Origin of the sequence: Spongorhabdus nitratireducens, assembly GCA_947387575.1 — a bacterium.
Lineage (GTDB): Bacteria > Pseudomonadota > Gammaproteobacteria > Pseudomonadales > Endozoicomonadaceae > CANDOC01.
The window spans coordinates 215,937-231,917 of the sequence record CANDOC010000009.1 but is presented as its reverse complement, the minus strand read 5'-3'; the positions used below and the strand labels follow the sequence as shown (position 1 = coordinate 231,917).

17 protein-coding genes are annotated in these 15,981 nt (G+C 47.4%); 7 read left to right on the top strand and 10 right to left on the bottom strand.

All coding sequences use genetic code 11. From position 1 onward, the window contains the following. Positions 1-42 precede the first annotated feature (42 nt). From ACYZZ0_RS17255 to ACYZZ0_RS17245, 3 genes are all read right to left on the bottom strand, one after another. The gene (locus ACYZZ0_RS17255; protein WP_461537892.1) at positions 43-498 is read right to left on the bottom strand and encodes a YHS domain-containing (seleno)protein; all 456 of its coding nucleotides are present in this window, start codon (positions 496-498) and stop codon (positions 43-45) included. Positions 499-689: 191 nt separating this feature from the next. After that, a complete protein-coding gene (aspS, locus tag ACYZZ0_RS17250) occupies positions 690-2,471 on the bottom strand; it encodes an aspartate--tRNA ligase (RefSeq protein ID WP_461537891.1) in 1,782 nt (593 codons plus the stop codon). 145 nt (positions 2,472-2,616) lie between these two features. Further along, positions 2,617-2,889 (bottom strand): FmdB family zinc ribbon protein, encoded by a 273-nt coding sequence (locus ACYZZ0_RS17245; protein ID WP_461537890.1) that lies wholly within the window; start codon positions 2,887-2,889, stop codon positions 2,617-2,619. 657 nt (positions 2,890-3,546) lie between these two features. Between ACYZZ0_RS17245 and ACYZZ0_RS17240 the strand changes: the two genes are divergently transcribed. Then, positions 3,547-4,911 (top strand): OprD family outer membrane porin, encoded by a 1,365-nt coding sequence (locus ACYZZ0_RS17240; protein WP_461537889.1) that lies wholly within the window; start codon positions 3,547-3,549, stop codon positions 4,909-4,911. A 304-nt stretch (positions 4,912-5,215) separates the two neighbouring features. Then, complete coding sequence (locus ACYZZ0_RS17235; RefSeq protein WP_461537888.1) at positions 5,216-6,532, top strand: OprD family outer membrane porin; 1,317 nt, start codon at positions 5,216-5,218, stop codon at positions 6,530-6,532. A gap of 149 nt (positions 6,533-6,681) precedes the next feature. Here the strand turns inward: ACYZZ0_RS17235 and ACYZZ0_RS17230 are convergent, their stop codons facing one another. Continuing rightward, complete coding sequence (locus ACYZZ0_RS17230; RefSeq protein WP_461537887.1) at positions 6,682-7,230, bottom strand: HU family DNA-binding protein; 549 nt, start codon at positions 7,228-7,230, stop codon at positions 6,682-6,684. Positions 7,231-7,766: 536 nt separating this feature from the next. Here ACYZZ0_RS17230 and ACYZZ0_RS17225 point away from each other — a divergent pair. After that, on the top strand, positions 7,767-8,369 hold the full coding sequence (locus tag ACYZZ0_RS17225; protein WP_461537886.1) for a cold-shock protein: 603 nt from the start codon (positions 7,767-7,769) through the stop codon (positions 8,367-8,369). Positions 8,370-8,437: 68 nt separating this feature from the next. Here ACYZZ0_RS17225 and ACYZZ0_RS17220 read toward each other — a convergent pair whose 3' ends face one another. After that, entirely contained in the window at positions 8,438-8,638 is a 201-nt protein-coding gene (locus ACYZZ0_RS17220; protein ID WP_461537885.1) for a SlyX family protein, read from the bottom strand. 20 nt (positions 8,639-8,658) lie between these two features. Next, complete coding sequence (locus ACYZZ0_RS17215) at positions 8,659-9,105, bottom strand: HIT domain-containing protein (protein WP_461537884.1); 447 nt, start codon at positions 9,103-9,105, stop codon at positions 8,659-8,661. A gap of 175 nt (positions 9,106-9,280) precedes the next feature. Between ACYZZ0_RS17215 and ACYZZ0_RS17210 the strand changes: the two genes are divergently transcribed. Next, a complete protein-coding gene (locus tag ACYZZ0_RS17210) occupies positions 9,281-10,999 on the top strand; it encodes a proline--tRNA ligase (RefSeq protein ID WP_461537883.1) in 1,719 nt (572 codons plus the stop codon). A gap of 72 nt (positions 11,000-11,071) precedes the next feature. On the opposite strand, the gene ACYZZ0_RS17205 is transcribed toward ACYZZ0_RS17210, so the two are convergent. The 3 genes from ACYZZ0_RS17205 to ACYZZ0_RS17195 are packed head-to-tail and all read right to left on the bottom strand — an operon-like array spanning position 11,072 to position 13,157. After that, positions 11,072-11,323 carry an acylphosphatase gene (locus ACYZZ0_RS17205; protein ID WP_461537882.1) on the bottom strand — a complete coding sequence of 84 codons (252 nt, stop codon included), beginning with the start codon at positions 11,321-11,323 and terminating at the stop codon, positions 11,072-11,074. Between the two features lie 33 nt (positions 11,324-11,356). Next, the gene (locus ACYZZ0_RS17200; RefSeq protein ID WP_461537881.1) at positions 11,357-11,836 is read right to left on the bottom strand and encodes a TlpA family protein disulfide reductase; all 480 of its coding nucleotides are present in this window, start codon (positions 11,834-11,836) and stop codon (positions 11,357-11,359) included. A 34-nt stretch (positions 11,837-11,870) separates the two neighbouring features. Continuing rightward, complete coding sequence (locus ACYZZ0_RS17195) at positions 11,871-13,157, bottom strand: virulence factor BrkB family protein (protein WP_461537880.1); 1,287 nt, start codon at positions 13,155-13,157, stop codon at positions 11,871-11,873. A gap of 84 nt (positions 13,158-13,241) precedes the next feature. Between ACYZZ0_RS17195 and arsC the strand changes: the two genes are divergently transcribed. The 3 genes from arsC to ACYZZ0_RS17180 are packed head-to-tail and all read left to right on the top strand — an operon-like array spanning position 13,242 to position 14,562. Next, on the top strand, positions 13,242-13,595 hold the full coding sequence (gene arsC / locus ACYZZ0_RS17190; protein ID WP_461537879.1) for an arsenate reductase (glutaredoxin): 354 nt from the start codon (positions 13,242-13,244) through the stop codon (positions 13,593-13,595). Beyond that, complete coding sequence (gene wrbA / locus ACYZZ0_RS17185; protein ID WP_461537878.1) at positions 13,595-14,197, top strand: NAD(P)H:quinone oxidoreductase; 603 nt, start codon at positions 13,595-13,597, stop codon at positions 14,195-14,197. Before arsC ends, wrbA begins: the two co-directional genes overlap by 1 nt. A gap of 17 nt (positions 14,198-14,214) precedes the next feature. Continuing rightward, positions 14,215-14,562, top strand: a complete 348-nt coding sequence (locus ACYZZ0_RS17180) for a DUF2069 domain-containing protein (RefSeq protein WP_461537877.1) — start codon at positions 14,215-14,217, stop codon at positions 14,560-14,562. 70 nt (positions 14,563-14,632) lie between these two features. Here the strand turns inward: ACYZZ0_RS17180 and ACYZZ0_RS17175 are convergent, their stop codons facing one another. Continuing rightward, the gene (locus tag ACYZZ0_RS17175; RefSeq protein WP_461537876.1) at positions 14,633-15,940 is read right to left on the bottom strand and encodes a hypothetical protein; all 1,308 of its coding nucleotides are present in this window, start codon (positions 15,938-15,940) and stop codon (positions 14,633-14,635) included. Between the last annotated feature and the right edge of the window lie 41 nt (positions 15,941-15,981).

The window sequence follows — 15,981 nt, the reverse complement described above, 5'->3', positions numbered from 1 at the left end:
ACTGTTGTTATTGCTCTATACGTCGTATTTCTGACAATGGATTCAATTAATTACTTTTGGCCAGTTTTTATCGCCAGCTTCAATCCATTTGGCTTTGTCTTTCAGCCATTCCGCTTTTACTTCTGCGTCGTAATTCAGGTACAGCTTGCCGTTGTCGATATGCCACTGTTTTGGATCGCCACTGGCGGTGTAACCCTGACCGACAGCCCAGGCACAATAACCACCGTATTGAGGCGCATACTTTTCAGGATCAGCTTTAAATTTTTTCAAGTTTTCGGCACTACTGAAGTACCAAACGGTGTCTTTGTATTCAGTCCTGAATTTATCGCTGCCTTCTACCGGACGACCTTCCGTAAAATAGGCAACTGTGTCATAGCCACCGACAGCTTTGTTACTGAAGAAACTGGTATAGATTTCGTCTTTGGCCAGCGCCGGAAAAACCTGCAGTGAAAACAGCAAAGTCAAAAGGCTGGCAAAAGTAATCTTTCTTTTATTCATTATTTTGTGCTCCATCCTGTGTATTTATTGGCTTGTCGTGATGGTATACGACGCCCCCTATCAGATGGATTCAGGTCTTCAACAGAAAAAATGGATTTTTACATACAAAAACCCCGCTTTCAGTTTCAAAACTTCTGAAAATTGAAAACGGGGTTCGGAGTGTCGTTACAATCTTGCTTCAATCACTAGCATTAGTGGCTAGTAGCAGAAGCCGGATCGCGACGAATGCGGATATTAAGATCACGCAGCTGCTGGGCATCAACTTCACCCGGCGCTTGGGTCAGCAGGCAGGATGCAGACTGGGTTTTCGGGAAGGCAATCACTTCACGGATGTTGGTAGTACCAGTCATCAGCATCACCAGACGATCCAGACCGAATGCCAGACCACCGTGCGGCGGTGCACCGTACTGCAGTGCATCCAGCAGGAAGCCGAACTTCTCGCGCTGTTCTTCCTGTTCAATATCCAGCACCTCGAATACGGTCTGCTGCATATCTTCCTTGTGGATACGAACGGAACCACCACCGACTTCGTAGCCGTTCAGTACCATATCATAAGCACGGGACAGCGCCTGTGCCGGGTTGGCTTTCAGCTCTTCGGCAGTACAGGTCGGAGCAGTGAACGGGTGGTGCAGTGCTGTCAGGGCACCCTTGTCGGTTTCCTCGAACATCGGGAAGTCAACAACCCACAGCGGAGCCCAGTCACGGGTGTACAGGTTCAGGTCTTCACCCAGCTTGCAACGCAGTGCGCCCAGTGCTTCGTTGACCACGGTTTCCTTATCAGCACCGAAGAATACGATATCACCGTTCTGGGCATCCAGGCGTTCCATGATCTTCATGGTGACATCATCACCCAGGAACTTGATGATCGGAGACTGCAGGCCGTTAGCACCGTTTTCGATTGCGTTAACCTTGATCCACGCCAGGCCCTTGGCACCGTAAATGCCAACAAACTTGGTGTATTCATCAATCTGCTTACGGCTCAGTTCTGCACCACCGGTTACCTTCAGTGCAGCAACACGGCCTTTCGGATCTTCAGCCGGACCTTTGAAGACCTTGAACTCAACACCGGCCATCAGATCGGCAACATCAACCAGTTCCAGCGGAATACGCAGGTCCGGCTTGTCGGAACCGAAACGGCTCATGGCTTCGGCATAGGTCATGTGCGGGAATTCGCCCAGATCAACGTCTTTCAGCTGCTGGAACATTTCCTTCACCAGACCTTCGGTGATACCCATGATCTGTTCTTCTTCCAGGAAGGAAGTTTCGATATCGATCTGGGTGAATTCAGGCTGACGGTCAGCACGCAGGTCTTCGTCTCGGAAGCATTTTACGATCTGATAGTAACGGTCAAAACCGGACGCCATCAGCATCTGCTTGAACAGCTGCGGAGACTGCGGCAGCGCGTAGAAGGAACCACCGTGAACACGGCTCGGTACCAGATAGTCGCGGGCACCTTCCGGGGTCGCACGGGTCAGCATTGGGGTTTCAATATCCAGGAAACCCTTCTCTTCCAGGTAACGACGAACCAGACTGGTGACCTTGCTGCGCAGAATCAGCTTGTCCTGCATTTCCGGACGACGCAGATCGACAACACGGTTACGCAGACGCACGTCTTCACCGACATCGGTAAATTCGTCCAGCTGGAACGGAGGGGTCAGCGCAGAGTTCAGGATCTCCAGCTGCTTGCCCAGCACTTCGATCTCGCCAGTACGCATGTTCGGATTAACAGTACCTTCCGGACGCGGACGGACACGACCGGTAATTTTCAGTACATATTCGCTGCGGCACTTGTCGGCCAGCGCAAACGCGTCAACAGTGTCCGGATCAAAAACAACCTGGGCAACACCTTCACGGTCCCGCATGTCCAGGAAAATTACACCACCGTGATCTCGACGACGGTGCACCCAGCCACACAGAGTGACTTCCTGCCCGTCGAGGGAAAGATCCAGTTCACCGCAATAATGACTGCGCATGATTACCTCGGATACTCATCTATATAGAAAGGTTTTGTGCCTGAACCGGCTGCCGGATTGATCTTAAGCCTTGCTCATAACTGCATGAAAGCCAATTATTTTGCGATAGGCTTATTCCAAACCGAATGCCGTAAATCTTGGAGTCTCAGTCAGCGGTAGCAGCACAACCGCCACAGCTGCTTTTGGAATCCTTGCTCGGGCAGTGATTATCGCTGGTTGCCAGACCTTTTTTACGTCCGCCCTTGAAGTCAGTTTCATACCAGCCGCTGCCTTTCAGGCGGAAAGACGGTGCGGATAACTGCTTCGCCAGGGAAGCTTCACCGCACTGAGGGCAGTCCGTCAGCGGGGCATCACTCATTTTCTGAATAGCTTCATGCGCTTCACCGCAAGACTGGCAAAGATATTCATAAATAGGCATAGAACTGCAAATTCTCCCTATCGGCCGTAGCACTGGCTCTGGCCTTTCCTGTACCGCCTCAAAGGCCCGCCAGGGCACTCTGAAACAATCTTTTAAATTAACGGAAAAACCGGTTGCTCCGGCTGTTAGTCCAGCATAATCGGCGGATTATACCGCAACCGTGCACTAATGTGACCCTCTGCCTGAAACACAAATACAGGGACTATCATTATTGCTTTCAGCATATGTTCATTTTTTGAGTCAATGTATCCATATTACTGTAAAGCGATAAATGAACTTTATTTGACCACACCAGTCCCTAGTACTTTAGATTTGCAAAATCCCGATCTTCGTCTTTACTCATTCCTTGTCTGCCACAGTTGTTCAGACAACAGCGGCGTTTAGCTTTTTCACAGAAATAATTTCGCTCGGATGCAAACGGCAGGGATTTAGCCGTGTATGGATTGGAGTCCCTTTCAGTCAGGCCCCTGCGACCGTGACTGTTATCTCTTCAGGCTCTGTTATGTGACAGACCCGTCAAATCATAAACAACAACCGATACAGCTTTATTAAAAAGCGGTTTCGGAGCGTGCATTTTGCACATGCAGGGATCAAGGGACTGATTTACCGGAAGACCGGGGAATGGTCCCAGCACAGCGAAGACGTGGAGTAGCAGTAATGAAAAAGATCACAACGGGCGCCCTGAGCGCCGCAATAATGGCCGGATGCCTGTCCAGTGGTGCTCAGGCTGACCAGTTGTCCACCCTGTTTGATGAAAGCCAGCTCGATTTAAAGCTGCGCAACGCTTATTTCAACAACGACGGTAAACATGTCCAGAAAGGACAAACCAAGCGTCGTGTTCGCCAGTGGGGTCAGGGTATTCAACTTGATTACACTTCCGGATACATGTGGGATGTGCTTGGTTTCGATGTTTCCTGGTATAGCGGACTCAAACTGGATGGCGGCAAGGGCAACACCAATACCGACCTGCTGTATAAAACTGATTCCGGCAAAATGCAGGATTACAGCAAAATCGGCGTTGCCAATATCAAAGCCCGTTTCGGGGATGACGACGTTAATATGCTGATTCGTGGTGGCCGTCTTACCCAGGACAACCCGATCATGGCCAGCTCAGGCAGCCGCCTGACACCCAGCAGTTTCGAGGGTGGCAGTGTTGAAGCCGATTTCTACGGATATGATGTTTATTACTCTTATCTGACCAAGCAATCAGAGCGCAACAAGAACGGCTTTGAGAAATTTGTAAGCAAGAAAAAAGACGCCAGCGGCAAAGAGATGGAACTCTGTGATGTCAAAATACTGGGCTTCAAACACGAGTTTGATATGGGACTCGGTTTTGAATTCGCCTATGGTGAAGCCAAGGATTATAAAAAGCGTTCATCCAACGAAGTTTATTACGTTCATGAATTTGAGCCTGGCGTCAGCCTGAAACTGGATGGCCAGTATCACTGGATGGAAGGTAATACCAAGAAGAAGTATGACTTGGGATATGCCAGCTTCGGTAAACCTGAAGATCAGGCAAAGTATGCTAAAGGAAAGAACTACGAAAGCAGACTGTACAACCTGAATGCCGAACTGGTTTATCAGCAATTAACGGCTGCTGTTTCCTATACCCAGACCAAAGATGGTTTCTTTGATTACTACATGCACAATCAGGATCATGGAACCGGAACCTTCTGGACCTCCCGTACTATATCTGACTTCAACCATGAAAATGAAAAGGTATGGCAGGCCAGCGTAGCTTATGACTTCATGCAATATCTGCCTGGTTTCAAAGCAGCCCTGACCTATACTCATGGTGAAGATGCCTACAACCGCCCAACCAAAAAGGATGATGGCAAGGAATGGGAGCGTGATGTCGTATTAAGTTACGACTTCCAGCAGCCTGCCCTGAAGGGACTGGCATTCAGCTATGAATACAGCGTTTACCGTAATAACAACAACGGTTCAACTCAGAAAGCGCTGGAAGGGAACAGCAGGGATGATCACAGAGTTTACCTCGATTACACGGTTGCTCTGTTCTAAGCTCGCCTACTATAAAACAGCAAGATTAAAGGCCTGATTCCAACTGGAATCAGGCCTTTTTTTATTTCAAGACAAGAGTAATTAATTCCGGGTAAAACCCAACGTCATACTTTTGACGTTTATTTTAAAATCGTCAAATTACCAGCTTTTAATCAGCACTTCTTTTCACGTTTTAAATCTTGTTGCAATATTTCGCCCCATCCTTGAGTATAAATATCGGAAGCTTTTATAAAGTTTCCATTACACACAGATACCTGCTTGAGTAGCAGAAAAATAAAATCAAAAACACACAAGGATAGTTTGTATGAAATTATTAGCTCTCAGTTCTCTGAGCGCAGCTATTTTATTAGCGTCCGGAGCCCAAGCTGAAAGTTTTATCGAAGGCAGCTCACTGAATGTCCATTTGCGGAATTACTACAAAACTGACAAAAGAACCAACACTCAAAAACAGAGCGCCTGGTCTCAGGGGATAAGAGCTGAATTCAGCTCAGGCTATTTCATGAATATGATTGGCTTTGATGCCAGCTGGTACACTGCTATTAAATTATCCGGTGACAAAAACAAAGCTGATGTTGGCTTGCTTCGAATCAAGGGTAATGAGAAAAAAGCACATAGTTACAGCAAAGTTGGCGGAGCAGTAAAAATCAACCTTATGGATATGGCTACAGTTAAATATGGCCGTATGTATATTGATACCCCTCTGTTAAACGATTCCGATTCCCGTAATGTTCCTTCATTAACAGAAGCCTTGATGGCTGAAGGCGAATTTGGTGCAGCAAGGCTCTATGGTATTCATGCCAGAGAAAACTCGGCACGGGTTGAATCAGGGTATGAAAGCTATGGTGTTTACGACAGTAATGGCAAACATAAAAAACAGGCCGTAAACATCATTGGCGGTGGATATAACTTTGGTGATGGTTTCAGCGTTATTGCAGCGTATGGCCAGCAAAAAGAGTTTGGCAGCCAGTTTTATACCGATGCTCTTTATGAAATGCCTATAAATGATGACATGAACATGAGTCTTGGTGCTCAATACGGCACCAAGAAAATGAAAGGCGATGCTCAGGATAATGCTGTAGCCAATAAACTTGTTTCTGCAGGGCAGCAACTGGATAAAGATACGATTTATTTCTGGGGCATAAATGCAGGAATGACGATGGGTAACCTGAGTCTTGGCCTGTCCTATACCGATGTCGATCAGCCGACATCAAACACCAAAACCGGATTGAACACTGCCAGCATGGCCTGGGGTAGCGGAGAAAATGATGGTGATATGCAGAATTCCGGTTTTATGGGATACAACGCCATCGCTTACAGTGACTTCAACCGCGCAGGACAAAGCGCCTGGGGCATTAATATCGGGTACAATTTCTCCGAGATGGTTGAAGGGCTGAGCTCATCTGTAGTGTATGTTGACAGTACAATTGATATGGGCAAATCCGGTGTTCGTGATCAAAAAGAGAAAGAGTACAACATCAAGGTAAACTATGCGGTGCCTGTAGTTGATGGCCTTTCTGTAGATCTTGTCCATGCCAAAAACACCGCACGGAACAGCGCCAGGGTTGAGACTGTTAATAAAGAGAGTCGGGTCATCATTAAGTATGATGTCGCTATATTCTGATAACCGATTAATAGTAACGATCTAAGAAACCTGATAAAACCGGCTTTGAAGCCGGTTTTTTTAAACCATAAAAAAAACCGACCTTAATTCAAAGGTCGGTTTCGGTATTATTGAGAGTTTTAGTAGCAGGAATTGCTTCAGAGCATTGCCTAGCTCAACGCATAATCCTTGAGCTTCTTCAGGGGGCGAACTTTAACCACAACAGTTGCAGGCTTGGCAGCAACATCCATTAATTCACCTGGACGGAATGGGTTAGGCACACCCTTCTTGGCTTTACGGGCAGGTTTTTTAACCGCCATAACCTTGAGCAGACCCGGGAGAGTAAATTCACCACAACCACGCTTTTTAATATGCCGCTCCATCAGACCGCCCAGCTCTTCCAGTACAGCAGCAACTTCTTTACGGCTCAATTCAGTATTGGCTGCAATTTCATTAAGAATCTGGGTTTTGCTGTAGCGTGCCTGAATAGGGCCAGCTTTCTTTGCCGGTGCTTTTTTAACAGGCGCTTTTTTTGCAGCAGCTCTTTTAGGTGCAGCTTTTTTAGCAGCTGGTTTACGGGCTACAGCTTTTTTCGGAGCAGCTTTTTTCTTTGGAGCGGCCTTCCTGGCTACCGGCTTCTTGGCTACTTTTTTAGCTGCAGTTTTTTTAGGTGCGGCTTTTCTTGCGGTTGTTTTGCGTGTTGCTTTCCGGGCTGCCATGTTATGTGCTCTCCTGGCATTTATTATGAGATCCATCATCCTGATTACTGTCCGCAACAACCCAAAACTGCAGACTCTGGTTTCACTATAAACCAAGTATATTTAACGTCCAATAAAAAAATCATTTTTTCAACTATTTTTTATTTTTTATAACACAAATATGAAACACTCCTTTTAATTTAACTGAAGTTTTTAACAGTACAAGCTTGAAACCACACTTACACAACACTTGGCAGCTATATTGGATTAACCTTTAAAATACGAGTTTTCTTCAATATTAAGAACAAACTCTGGAAACGATTGATAAAAGGATACGATCAAAGCACTCTTTTCATTAACCATATTCACGCTACAACTATTCCCCCCAAAACTACTGTCACCAAAACAGGGTATAGACTGATTAGTTTGAGATAGTATCGATGATGCGGTTAAATACATATTGTAACGCGTAATAATCTTCCCACGTGACAGGTTTACCGGCCATTTCCCTGGCACGTTCGGGCAAATCGTGACAACAACTATAAAGGACAATACCGTTGAAACACTTTCGCTTCATCCACGCTCTGGCAGGCATTGCACTTGCCATCAGCTGGCTGGCGCTGCCCTTTCTTACCGGGGATAGCAAGAATTTTTCCCTGCTGGCCCAGTCAGAGTCTCTGTTAATTCTGGCAGCTGCAGTCTGCAACCTGTCATTGGGAAGCTATTTTTCTGCACATTATGGAGGCAAACGTACAGTTCAGCTCTTTGGTAGCCTGCTGGTTCTGGCAAGCAGTGCCTGTGCACTTATTCCGGCATCTGGTCAACCGGTAACATTTGATGCCGCCTTATTCAGTGTCGGTATGTTACTCGGAGGCACTTTCTTGCACTTTCTGTGCGGCCCGCCTGCTGTTACCCCTTCATTTTCTGCTGAAGCCATGGATCCCGGCCGGGAGGCTGGCACCGTCAAATGGTTCAATGTCAGCAAAGGGTTTGGCTTTATTACCCGGGACCAGGGTGATGACATCTTTGTTCATTACCGGGCAATTCGCGGAGAAGGCCACAGGGTCTTGCACGAAGGTCAGCGCGTTGAATTTCTTGTCGCATCAAAAGAGAAAGGGCTGCAAGCCGAAGACGTTATTTCAGCACCAAACCGGAGATAGTTTCCGAATAATACGGCTATGACAAACCCGGGGACGCATTCCTTCGTCTCCGGGTTTATTTTTGCTAATCAATAATGGGGGGGCGGCACATCATCTTTCACATTGTGCTGTTCCTGGACATAACCCTGAATCAGCCCTTTCAGTGCCTCCATCTGCAACTGTAACCGCTCAATATCTTTTTGCTGTTGAGTGACAACCTCATTCAACTGCTGAATCGTATCTTCCTGAAACGTCAACTGAGTTTGCAGCTCAATCATTTCATTACTCAAGCTCAATTCTCCACTACTCACTACTGTCCGGAAACCAGCATTGCTGCAAACGCAGACTGCAGCTTTTCAACTGTGGCTTTTAATGCTGAATCATCATACTGCCTGGTCGGCTGCAGCCCCCAGACCGGAGCAGGCCAGGCCGAATCACTCTGATATCGCACAATATGGTGCACATGCAGCTGCCGCACCATATTACCCAAAGCCGCAACATTCATTTTGTCTGCAGTAAAAACATCTTTAAGCGTCTGAGCCACAAAAGATGATTCTTTCAACAGTTGCTGCTGATCTGTTTCGGACAACTGATAAATCTCTTCCAGCCCTGCCATTCTCGGGACCAGAATAATCCATGGATAATTGGCATCATTCATCAGTAATACTCGACAAAGCGGAAAATCGCCAATCGCTACCGTATCTTTCTCAAGCTGGGGTGCCAGCTGAAACGGTTCCATTGAAGGCAGTGTATCCACACCTGACCCTCCCTTATTCATTTAACAGGGTAAGAATATACTGACCTGCAATAACAGACAGCAAGTCGAAGATGAACCAACATATACTTGGGTACTTACAAGCACGGGTTATGGGAAACATATTTTCGCGCTAGAATGACGCTTTTTTAAAGTAGATATCACGGTACCTCCCTGTATGCGTACTAGCCAATACCTGTTGTCGACCCTGAAGGAAACACCTTCCGATGCAGTGGTCGTCAGCCACCAGCTGATGCTTCGTTCCGGCATGATCCGTAAACTGGCTTCCGGTCTTTATACCTGGATGCCGATGGGTCTGCGGGTACTGCGCAAGGTTGAGAATATTGTTCGCGAAGAGATGAATCGCGCTGGCGCAATGGAAACCCTGATGCCTGCAGTCCAGCCGGCAGAACTGTGGCAGGAAAGCGGCCGCTGGGAGCAGTATGGTCCCGAACTGCTGCGAATCAAGGATCGTCACAACCGTGATTTCGTTATTGGCCCGACTCACGAAGAAGTTATTACCGATATCGTGCGCAATGAAATCAGCAGCTACAAGCAACTGCCGATGAATTTGTACCAGATCCAGACCAAATTCCGTGATGAAATTCGTCCTCGTTTCGGTGTGATGCGTGGCCGTGAGTTCCTGATGAAAGACGCTTATTCTTTCCACCTGAACCATGCCAGCCTGGATGAAGAATACCTCAATATGCACTCTGCATACTGTCGTATTTTTGACCGACTGGGTCTGAACTACCGCCCGGTAGAAGCCGACAGCGGCAGCATCGGTGGCAGCAAGTCTCATGAATTCCACGTACTGGCCCAGTCCGGCGAAGACGATATCGTCTTCAGCGACAGCAGTGACTACGCTGCCAACATTGAGAAAGCTGAAGCCGTTGCTCCGGCTGGTGATCGTCCAGCAGCCAGCGAAGAAATGCGTCTGGTCGATACTCCGGATGCCAAGACCATCGCCAGTCTGGTAGAACAGTTTGATCTGCCAATCGAGAAAACAGTTAAAACCCTGATTGTTGCCGCTGCTGAAGAATGCGACGCAGACTTTGTTGCCTTGATGGTACGCGGTGATCACGAACTGAACGAAATCAAGGCTGAGCATTTGCCGGAAGTTGCCGAGCCGCTGCGTTTTGCGACTGACGAAGAGATTCGTGAAATCATGGGTGCCGGTCCGGGTTCACTGGGTCCGGTCAAGATCACCATTCCTTGTATTGTTGACCGTACTGTAGCCAAGATGGCTGACTTTGGTGCCGGTGCCAATGTTGATGGCAGACACTACTTCGGTATTAACTGGGAGCGTGATGCCAGCTTTACCCGTGAAGAAGACCTGCGCAATGTTGTCGCAGGTGATGCAAGTCCTTGCGGCAATGGCAAGCTGGAAATCAAGCGTGGCATTGAAGTCGGTCATATCTTCCAGCTGGGCCAGAAGTACAGTGAAGCACTGAACGCAACAGTACTGGACGAAAACGGTAAATCTGCTGTTGTCACCATGGGTTGCTACGGTATCGGTGTTACCCGTGTTGTCGCTGCGGCTATCGAACAGAACTATGACGACCGCGGCATTATCTGGCCGGAAAATATTGCTCCGTTCCAGATTGCAATCGTTCCGCTGAAGATGGAAAAATCCGAAGTGGTTCGCGAAGCTGCTGAAAAGCTGTATAGCGAACTGAAGGAAGCTGGCTACGACGTACTGATGGATGACCGCAAGGCCAGCCCGGGCGTCAAGTTCGCCGACATGGAGCTGATGGGCATTCCGCATCGCGTGGTGTTGAGTGACCGCGGACTGAAAGACGGCATGGTTGAATACAAGCATCGCGCTGAAGCCGACCGCGTTGATCTGGCTCTGGCTGACCTGCCTGCCTTTATCAAGGAAAACGTCAGCATTTAATTTGCTGACAGATGGCCGCCTCTGAGATAAAGAGAGGTGGCCATTTTAATTGCAGCAATATTTACTTTGAGCCTAAAGAATCTGGAAGCCCTGACAATCAGAAGCTGATTCTGTATTTACTATTAAATTGACTGATATGACGGATGCAGCTGGCGGTCCTTCATGCAGCCAGGTTGTTAATCTTTCAATATTCTCTTCGCTTCCTTGCATCAAAACTTCCACCGCTCCATCGGGCAGGTTTTTTGCCCAACCGATAATGCCTAACCGATCAGCCTGTTCCTTGGTAGAGGCCCGGAACCAGACGCCCTGAACCTTACCTTCCACTCTGACACACTTGCTTACCACAGCCATAACAAATCAACCTTCCTGCATTTTCAGCTCACCAACAGCCTTCTCCAGACTTGCCTGGGTCTGCGGACCCAGCAGCTGCTTAACCAGTTGACCTTCAGCATTCAGTATATACGTCGCAGGAAGAACATCGGGTAGAGTAAAGCCCAACGCCTCTGAAGGATCTCCACGAAAAACCCTGAACTGGATATCCAGCTTCTTCATATTGGCTTTCAGCTCTTCCGGCAGTGCACCATCATAATCCACCCCCAGCACACGAATACCGTTATCAGCCTTATCCAATCGATTCAGTTCAGGTATTTCCTTGATACAGGGCGCACACCATACAGCCCAGTAATTAATTGCTATCCAGTCCCCGGCAAACTGATCCGGCTCGAGCGATTTCCCATCCTGGTCCACCAGGTTTGCACTATTGCTGCAACCAGCCAGTAGCAACACGACTCCAAGTAAACATCCACACGCCCACTTACTACCTGTTTGTATCATCATTTCGGTACTTTCAATTTGAACAATACAACGTCTGTTATGACTCAACCCAGTCAGCCAGACTTCCCACCATAACCTGACGCTGGTGTTGACGTGTACTGGAAACACTTTGCTGGAGCTGTTCCAGCCACTTTGTTCCGGTTTCCGGAAAAGTGGCCATAACGGTTTCATCGGGAAGCACAAGTTTCAGTTGCTCACACAGTTCCATCATGGATACAGAAGAGAGGTCACGCGCCAGTATCAGCTCCCCCTTTTCACTGTATTCCAGTATCTGCTGTTTCAGTAATTGCGCAACCAACTCTTCCCAGTGGCGCTGGTGTAATGCCCACCCGGCTTCCACCACATGACGATATCCTGTGTGCAATCCCTGCCGGAACCGCTGCCGAAAAACTGACAGTATAGCCAGCAGCGCCACCATATCAGGCAGATCATCCGGAGGCATATCCTGTCGGTATAAACCAAGGCAACGCACTAACTCAGCACCAAGTAAAACGACTACCCAGCTGATCCAGATCCAAAGCAGAAATACCGGCACCGCGGCAAAGGCACCATAAACCAGTTCATACGTCGGTGAATTGGTAACAAACCAGGCAAAGCCTGCCTTCGCCAACTCAAATAAAATACCGACAAAGACCGCACCGGTAATCGCATGTCGAAACTCAACCTTTCGATTGGGAACCGTTATATAAATCAGGGTAAAAGTGGTAATGCTCAGTACTAGCGGCGCCATTCGAAGCAGAAACTTTTCACCACCGATCAGTGATGCCGCATCGGCATAAAGCTTCAGGCTGGTGAGATAAGAGCTCAGGGCAAAGCCCAGCCCCAGCAAAATAGGCCCCAGTGTTAAAATAGCCCAGTAAAGAAGAAAGGTATTAACCCGACGCCTGCCGTGTGACGCAGCCCAAATCCGGTTTAATGCGGTATCAACTGTTCGCAGCATCATAAACGCGGTGATAACCAGAAAAGCCACACCCACAGCTGTCAGCTTTCTGGCCTGTTGGGAAAAATCCTGCAAATAAGATTGCACCACTTCCCCGGTAGCAGGGACAAAGTTCTGGAAAATAAAATTCTGTACCTGGCCTCCCGCTTCCTGAAAAGAGGGAATCCCAGCCAGAATGCTATAAGTCACCGTCATCAAGGGAACCACCGCAAACAGGGTGGTATAGGTCAACGCTGCGGCACTATCGAGGCAACCGTCCGCCATAAAGCGCTGAAACATTCGCCGAATCAGCCAGACCCAGCGCATTTCTGTACTTTTCTGTTTCGATTCATCTGCCTGACCAGATGGCAATATGGCCCTTGCACGTGCTTTCCATCCGGGCATGCCGGAATCCCCCTACTTATCCGTGGCAACAAGCATTAGAATACTCCGATACCGACTCACTGATGAATGCTTTACAGGATAAAAATGAGCCAGCAGGTCACTATTTATCATAATCCCCGTTGTTCCAAGTCTCGCCAGACACTTCAGCTGCTGGAAGAACAGGGTATTTCACCGCAGGTTGTGCTTTATCTTGAAGACACGCCAGATCAGAATGCCTTGGAAAAACTGCTTTCCCAACTGGATATGAGTGCACGTCAGTTGCTACGCAAAGGTGAAGAAGCCTACAAGACGTTAAATCTGAAAGATGAAGCACTTGGCGAAGCCGAACTGATCAAGGCAATGACTGATCATCCCAAGCTGATTGAACGTCCGATTGTTGTTGCCAATAACAAGGCCCGCATCGGACGGCCGCCGGAATCTGTGCTGGAGATTCTGTAATGGCAGCACCTTATATACTGGTGCTCTATTACAGCCGCCATGGCGCAACTCAGGCCATGGCGCAACAAATTGCCCGGGGAATAGAAAAGCAAAGCGGTATTGAAGCCCGGTTGCGTACTGTCCCTCCGGTCTCTGCCACCTGTGAAGCAACAGCTGCCGGTATTCCCGGTACCGGGGCGATATACTGCACTGAAGAGGATCTGCGCAATTGCGCCGGACTCGCACTCGGCAGCCCGACCCGGTTTGGCAATATGGCTGCTCCCATGAAGTATTTTATCGACTCTACCAGTGCGCTATGGATGACCGGAGCACTGAGCGGGAAGCCAGCGGCTGTATTTACTTCCAGTGCCAGCCTGCATGGTGGCCAGGAAACGACTCTGATAAGCATGATGCTACCTCTGATGCACCATGGCATGATTCTATGCGGCCTGCCATACAGTGAGCCGGATTTGACTTCAACCCGCAGCGGTGGAACACCTTATGGTCCTTCTCATGTTGCCGGCGAAAAGAGTCAGGCACCGCTGACAGAAGAAGAGAAGCGGCTTTGTCAGGCGCAGGGACTTCGCCTGGCATCTATAGCCACTAAATTGACATCTGAATAAAGACATTTTTACGAAGTATGACCATAACTGATAAAGCCCGCTACGCACTGCAGATTTCTCGCATACAATACTTTGCCATACTGGCCGTGATCGGACTTTGGACACTTTGGCTGGAGCCCCCAGGAGAAGCGACAACAGCTGTTATGATTGTTCGCTGTACGCCATTATTATTGTTCCTACCTTTCATATTTAAAGATGTGGTTCGCCCCTTTTTATGGCTGTGTTTTGCACTGACCTTCTACTTTACATCAGGTGTTGTTAATGCAATGACCGGACCAGATGTAGTATATGGGTATTTTTTATCACTTCTAAGTTGTGGTCTTTTTATTAGCTCGATGTTGTTTGCCCGGTGGAAAAACAGCTGACTTTTGATAAGTGATTCTTGGGGCTATATCTGAATTAAAGCTATAGCTCCGAGTATTTGTTATCAGCATCTCATTCAACCTGGATTGGAATTCCCCGATGCTTACTCAATAATGTTCTCATGGTTTCCTGCATTAATGGTAACAATCCAGCCTGTTCACCAGGTACAACCTGTATTTTTCCCATATCATTACTCAACTTATCGAATCTGCCTGCCAGCGCACTTTTTGCAGGTATCATACTGCAATCCCACGCATCACAAATCCATTCAGGCAGATCAAAGCCAAGTCCCAAACAGGCAAGCCGACCACTAATCAGGCTTTTTTTGCTTTCATCACACTGGGAAAGTGGCATCAGAGAAAAGCCACTTTCTTTCAGGCAAATCATTGGAATGTCACCTTCACCATCACCCAGAACAGAAATAGAGATTTTAGAGCTCTCTTTTAAAATTCCAATATTTCTCATTTCACAAAGAACCCATTGCAGAGAAATACCTTTATTTATTGTCATGTTCTGAATAGCTATAACATCGCCTTTCTTGTTACTGTTAAACCATGCTAAAGACGAGGTTTTATAAGCACTTAGCCCCGACAAACCGTCTGGGATATCAGCATTGACCCAGTTACTCCCATTATGTCTTCTGGCTCCTAACCTGTAATAACTTGAAGGGGTTACCGGCATAATTTGCAAATTAAAACTGCGCCAAAAACCGGTAACCTCAGACATACTTGCAATGTCCTGCCTGACCCATTGCTCAACAATATCGTTGTACTTTGCCGGATCAAAACCACTTTCCTTCAGCTTCTTCCCAACTTGAATGTAATTCCCGCTACCACAAACCAGAATATGAGGCGCTGGAATATAAACTGAAGGCCTTTTTGCTCCAGTCTTCTCAGGCTTTTGTCTAAGCAGCAACCAGTCATCTGTGTGTTCAAATCTGCGTTCACTACCAACAAATACATCCTCTCTTTCATCAAGATCTACCCCTATTGCAGCTACTTGTGATCTGAGAGCTGTGCTTTCTGATGTATCAATCCCTATGTAATCAGTCTGCCTGCCAAAAGGTCTTGCCGTACTATAAACCACACAAACTTTGGGGTTCTTTGCAATTGCAGCAATGAACATTGAGCAAAAATATGTGAAACCTGTTTGCTCATTTTCACCATCAAGAATTAAATGCATTTCCGGATCATTTAAAATATAAAAAGTTTCATCAAGATCAAAAACAACAACCATCGAATCAACGGTTTTCAATACTAATAACCACTGCCTGAACATAGTGTCTATCCTGTTTTTGATAGCACTGGAGTTTGCTGACAATGAAAATGCTAAAAAAAACAAAAGCAACGCAATATTGATTATTTTTACTACATTTTTCATGGATATCTCCAAAGAGTGAAGATAAGCATAGATCAAAATAG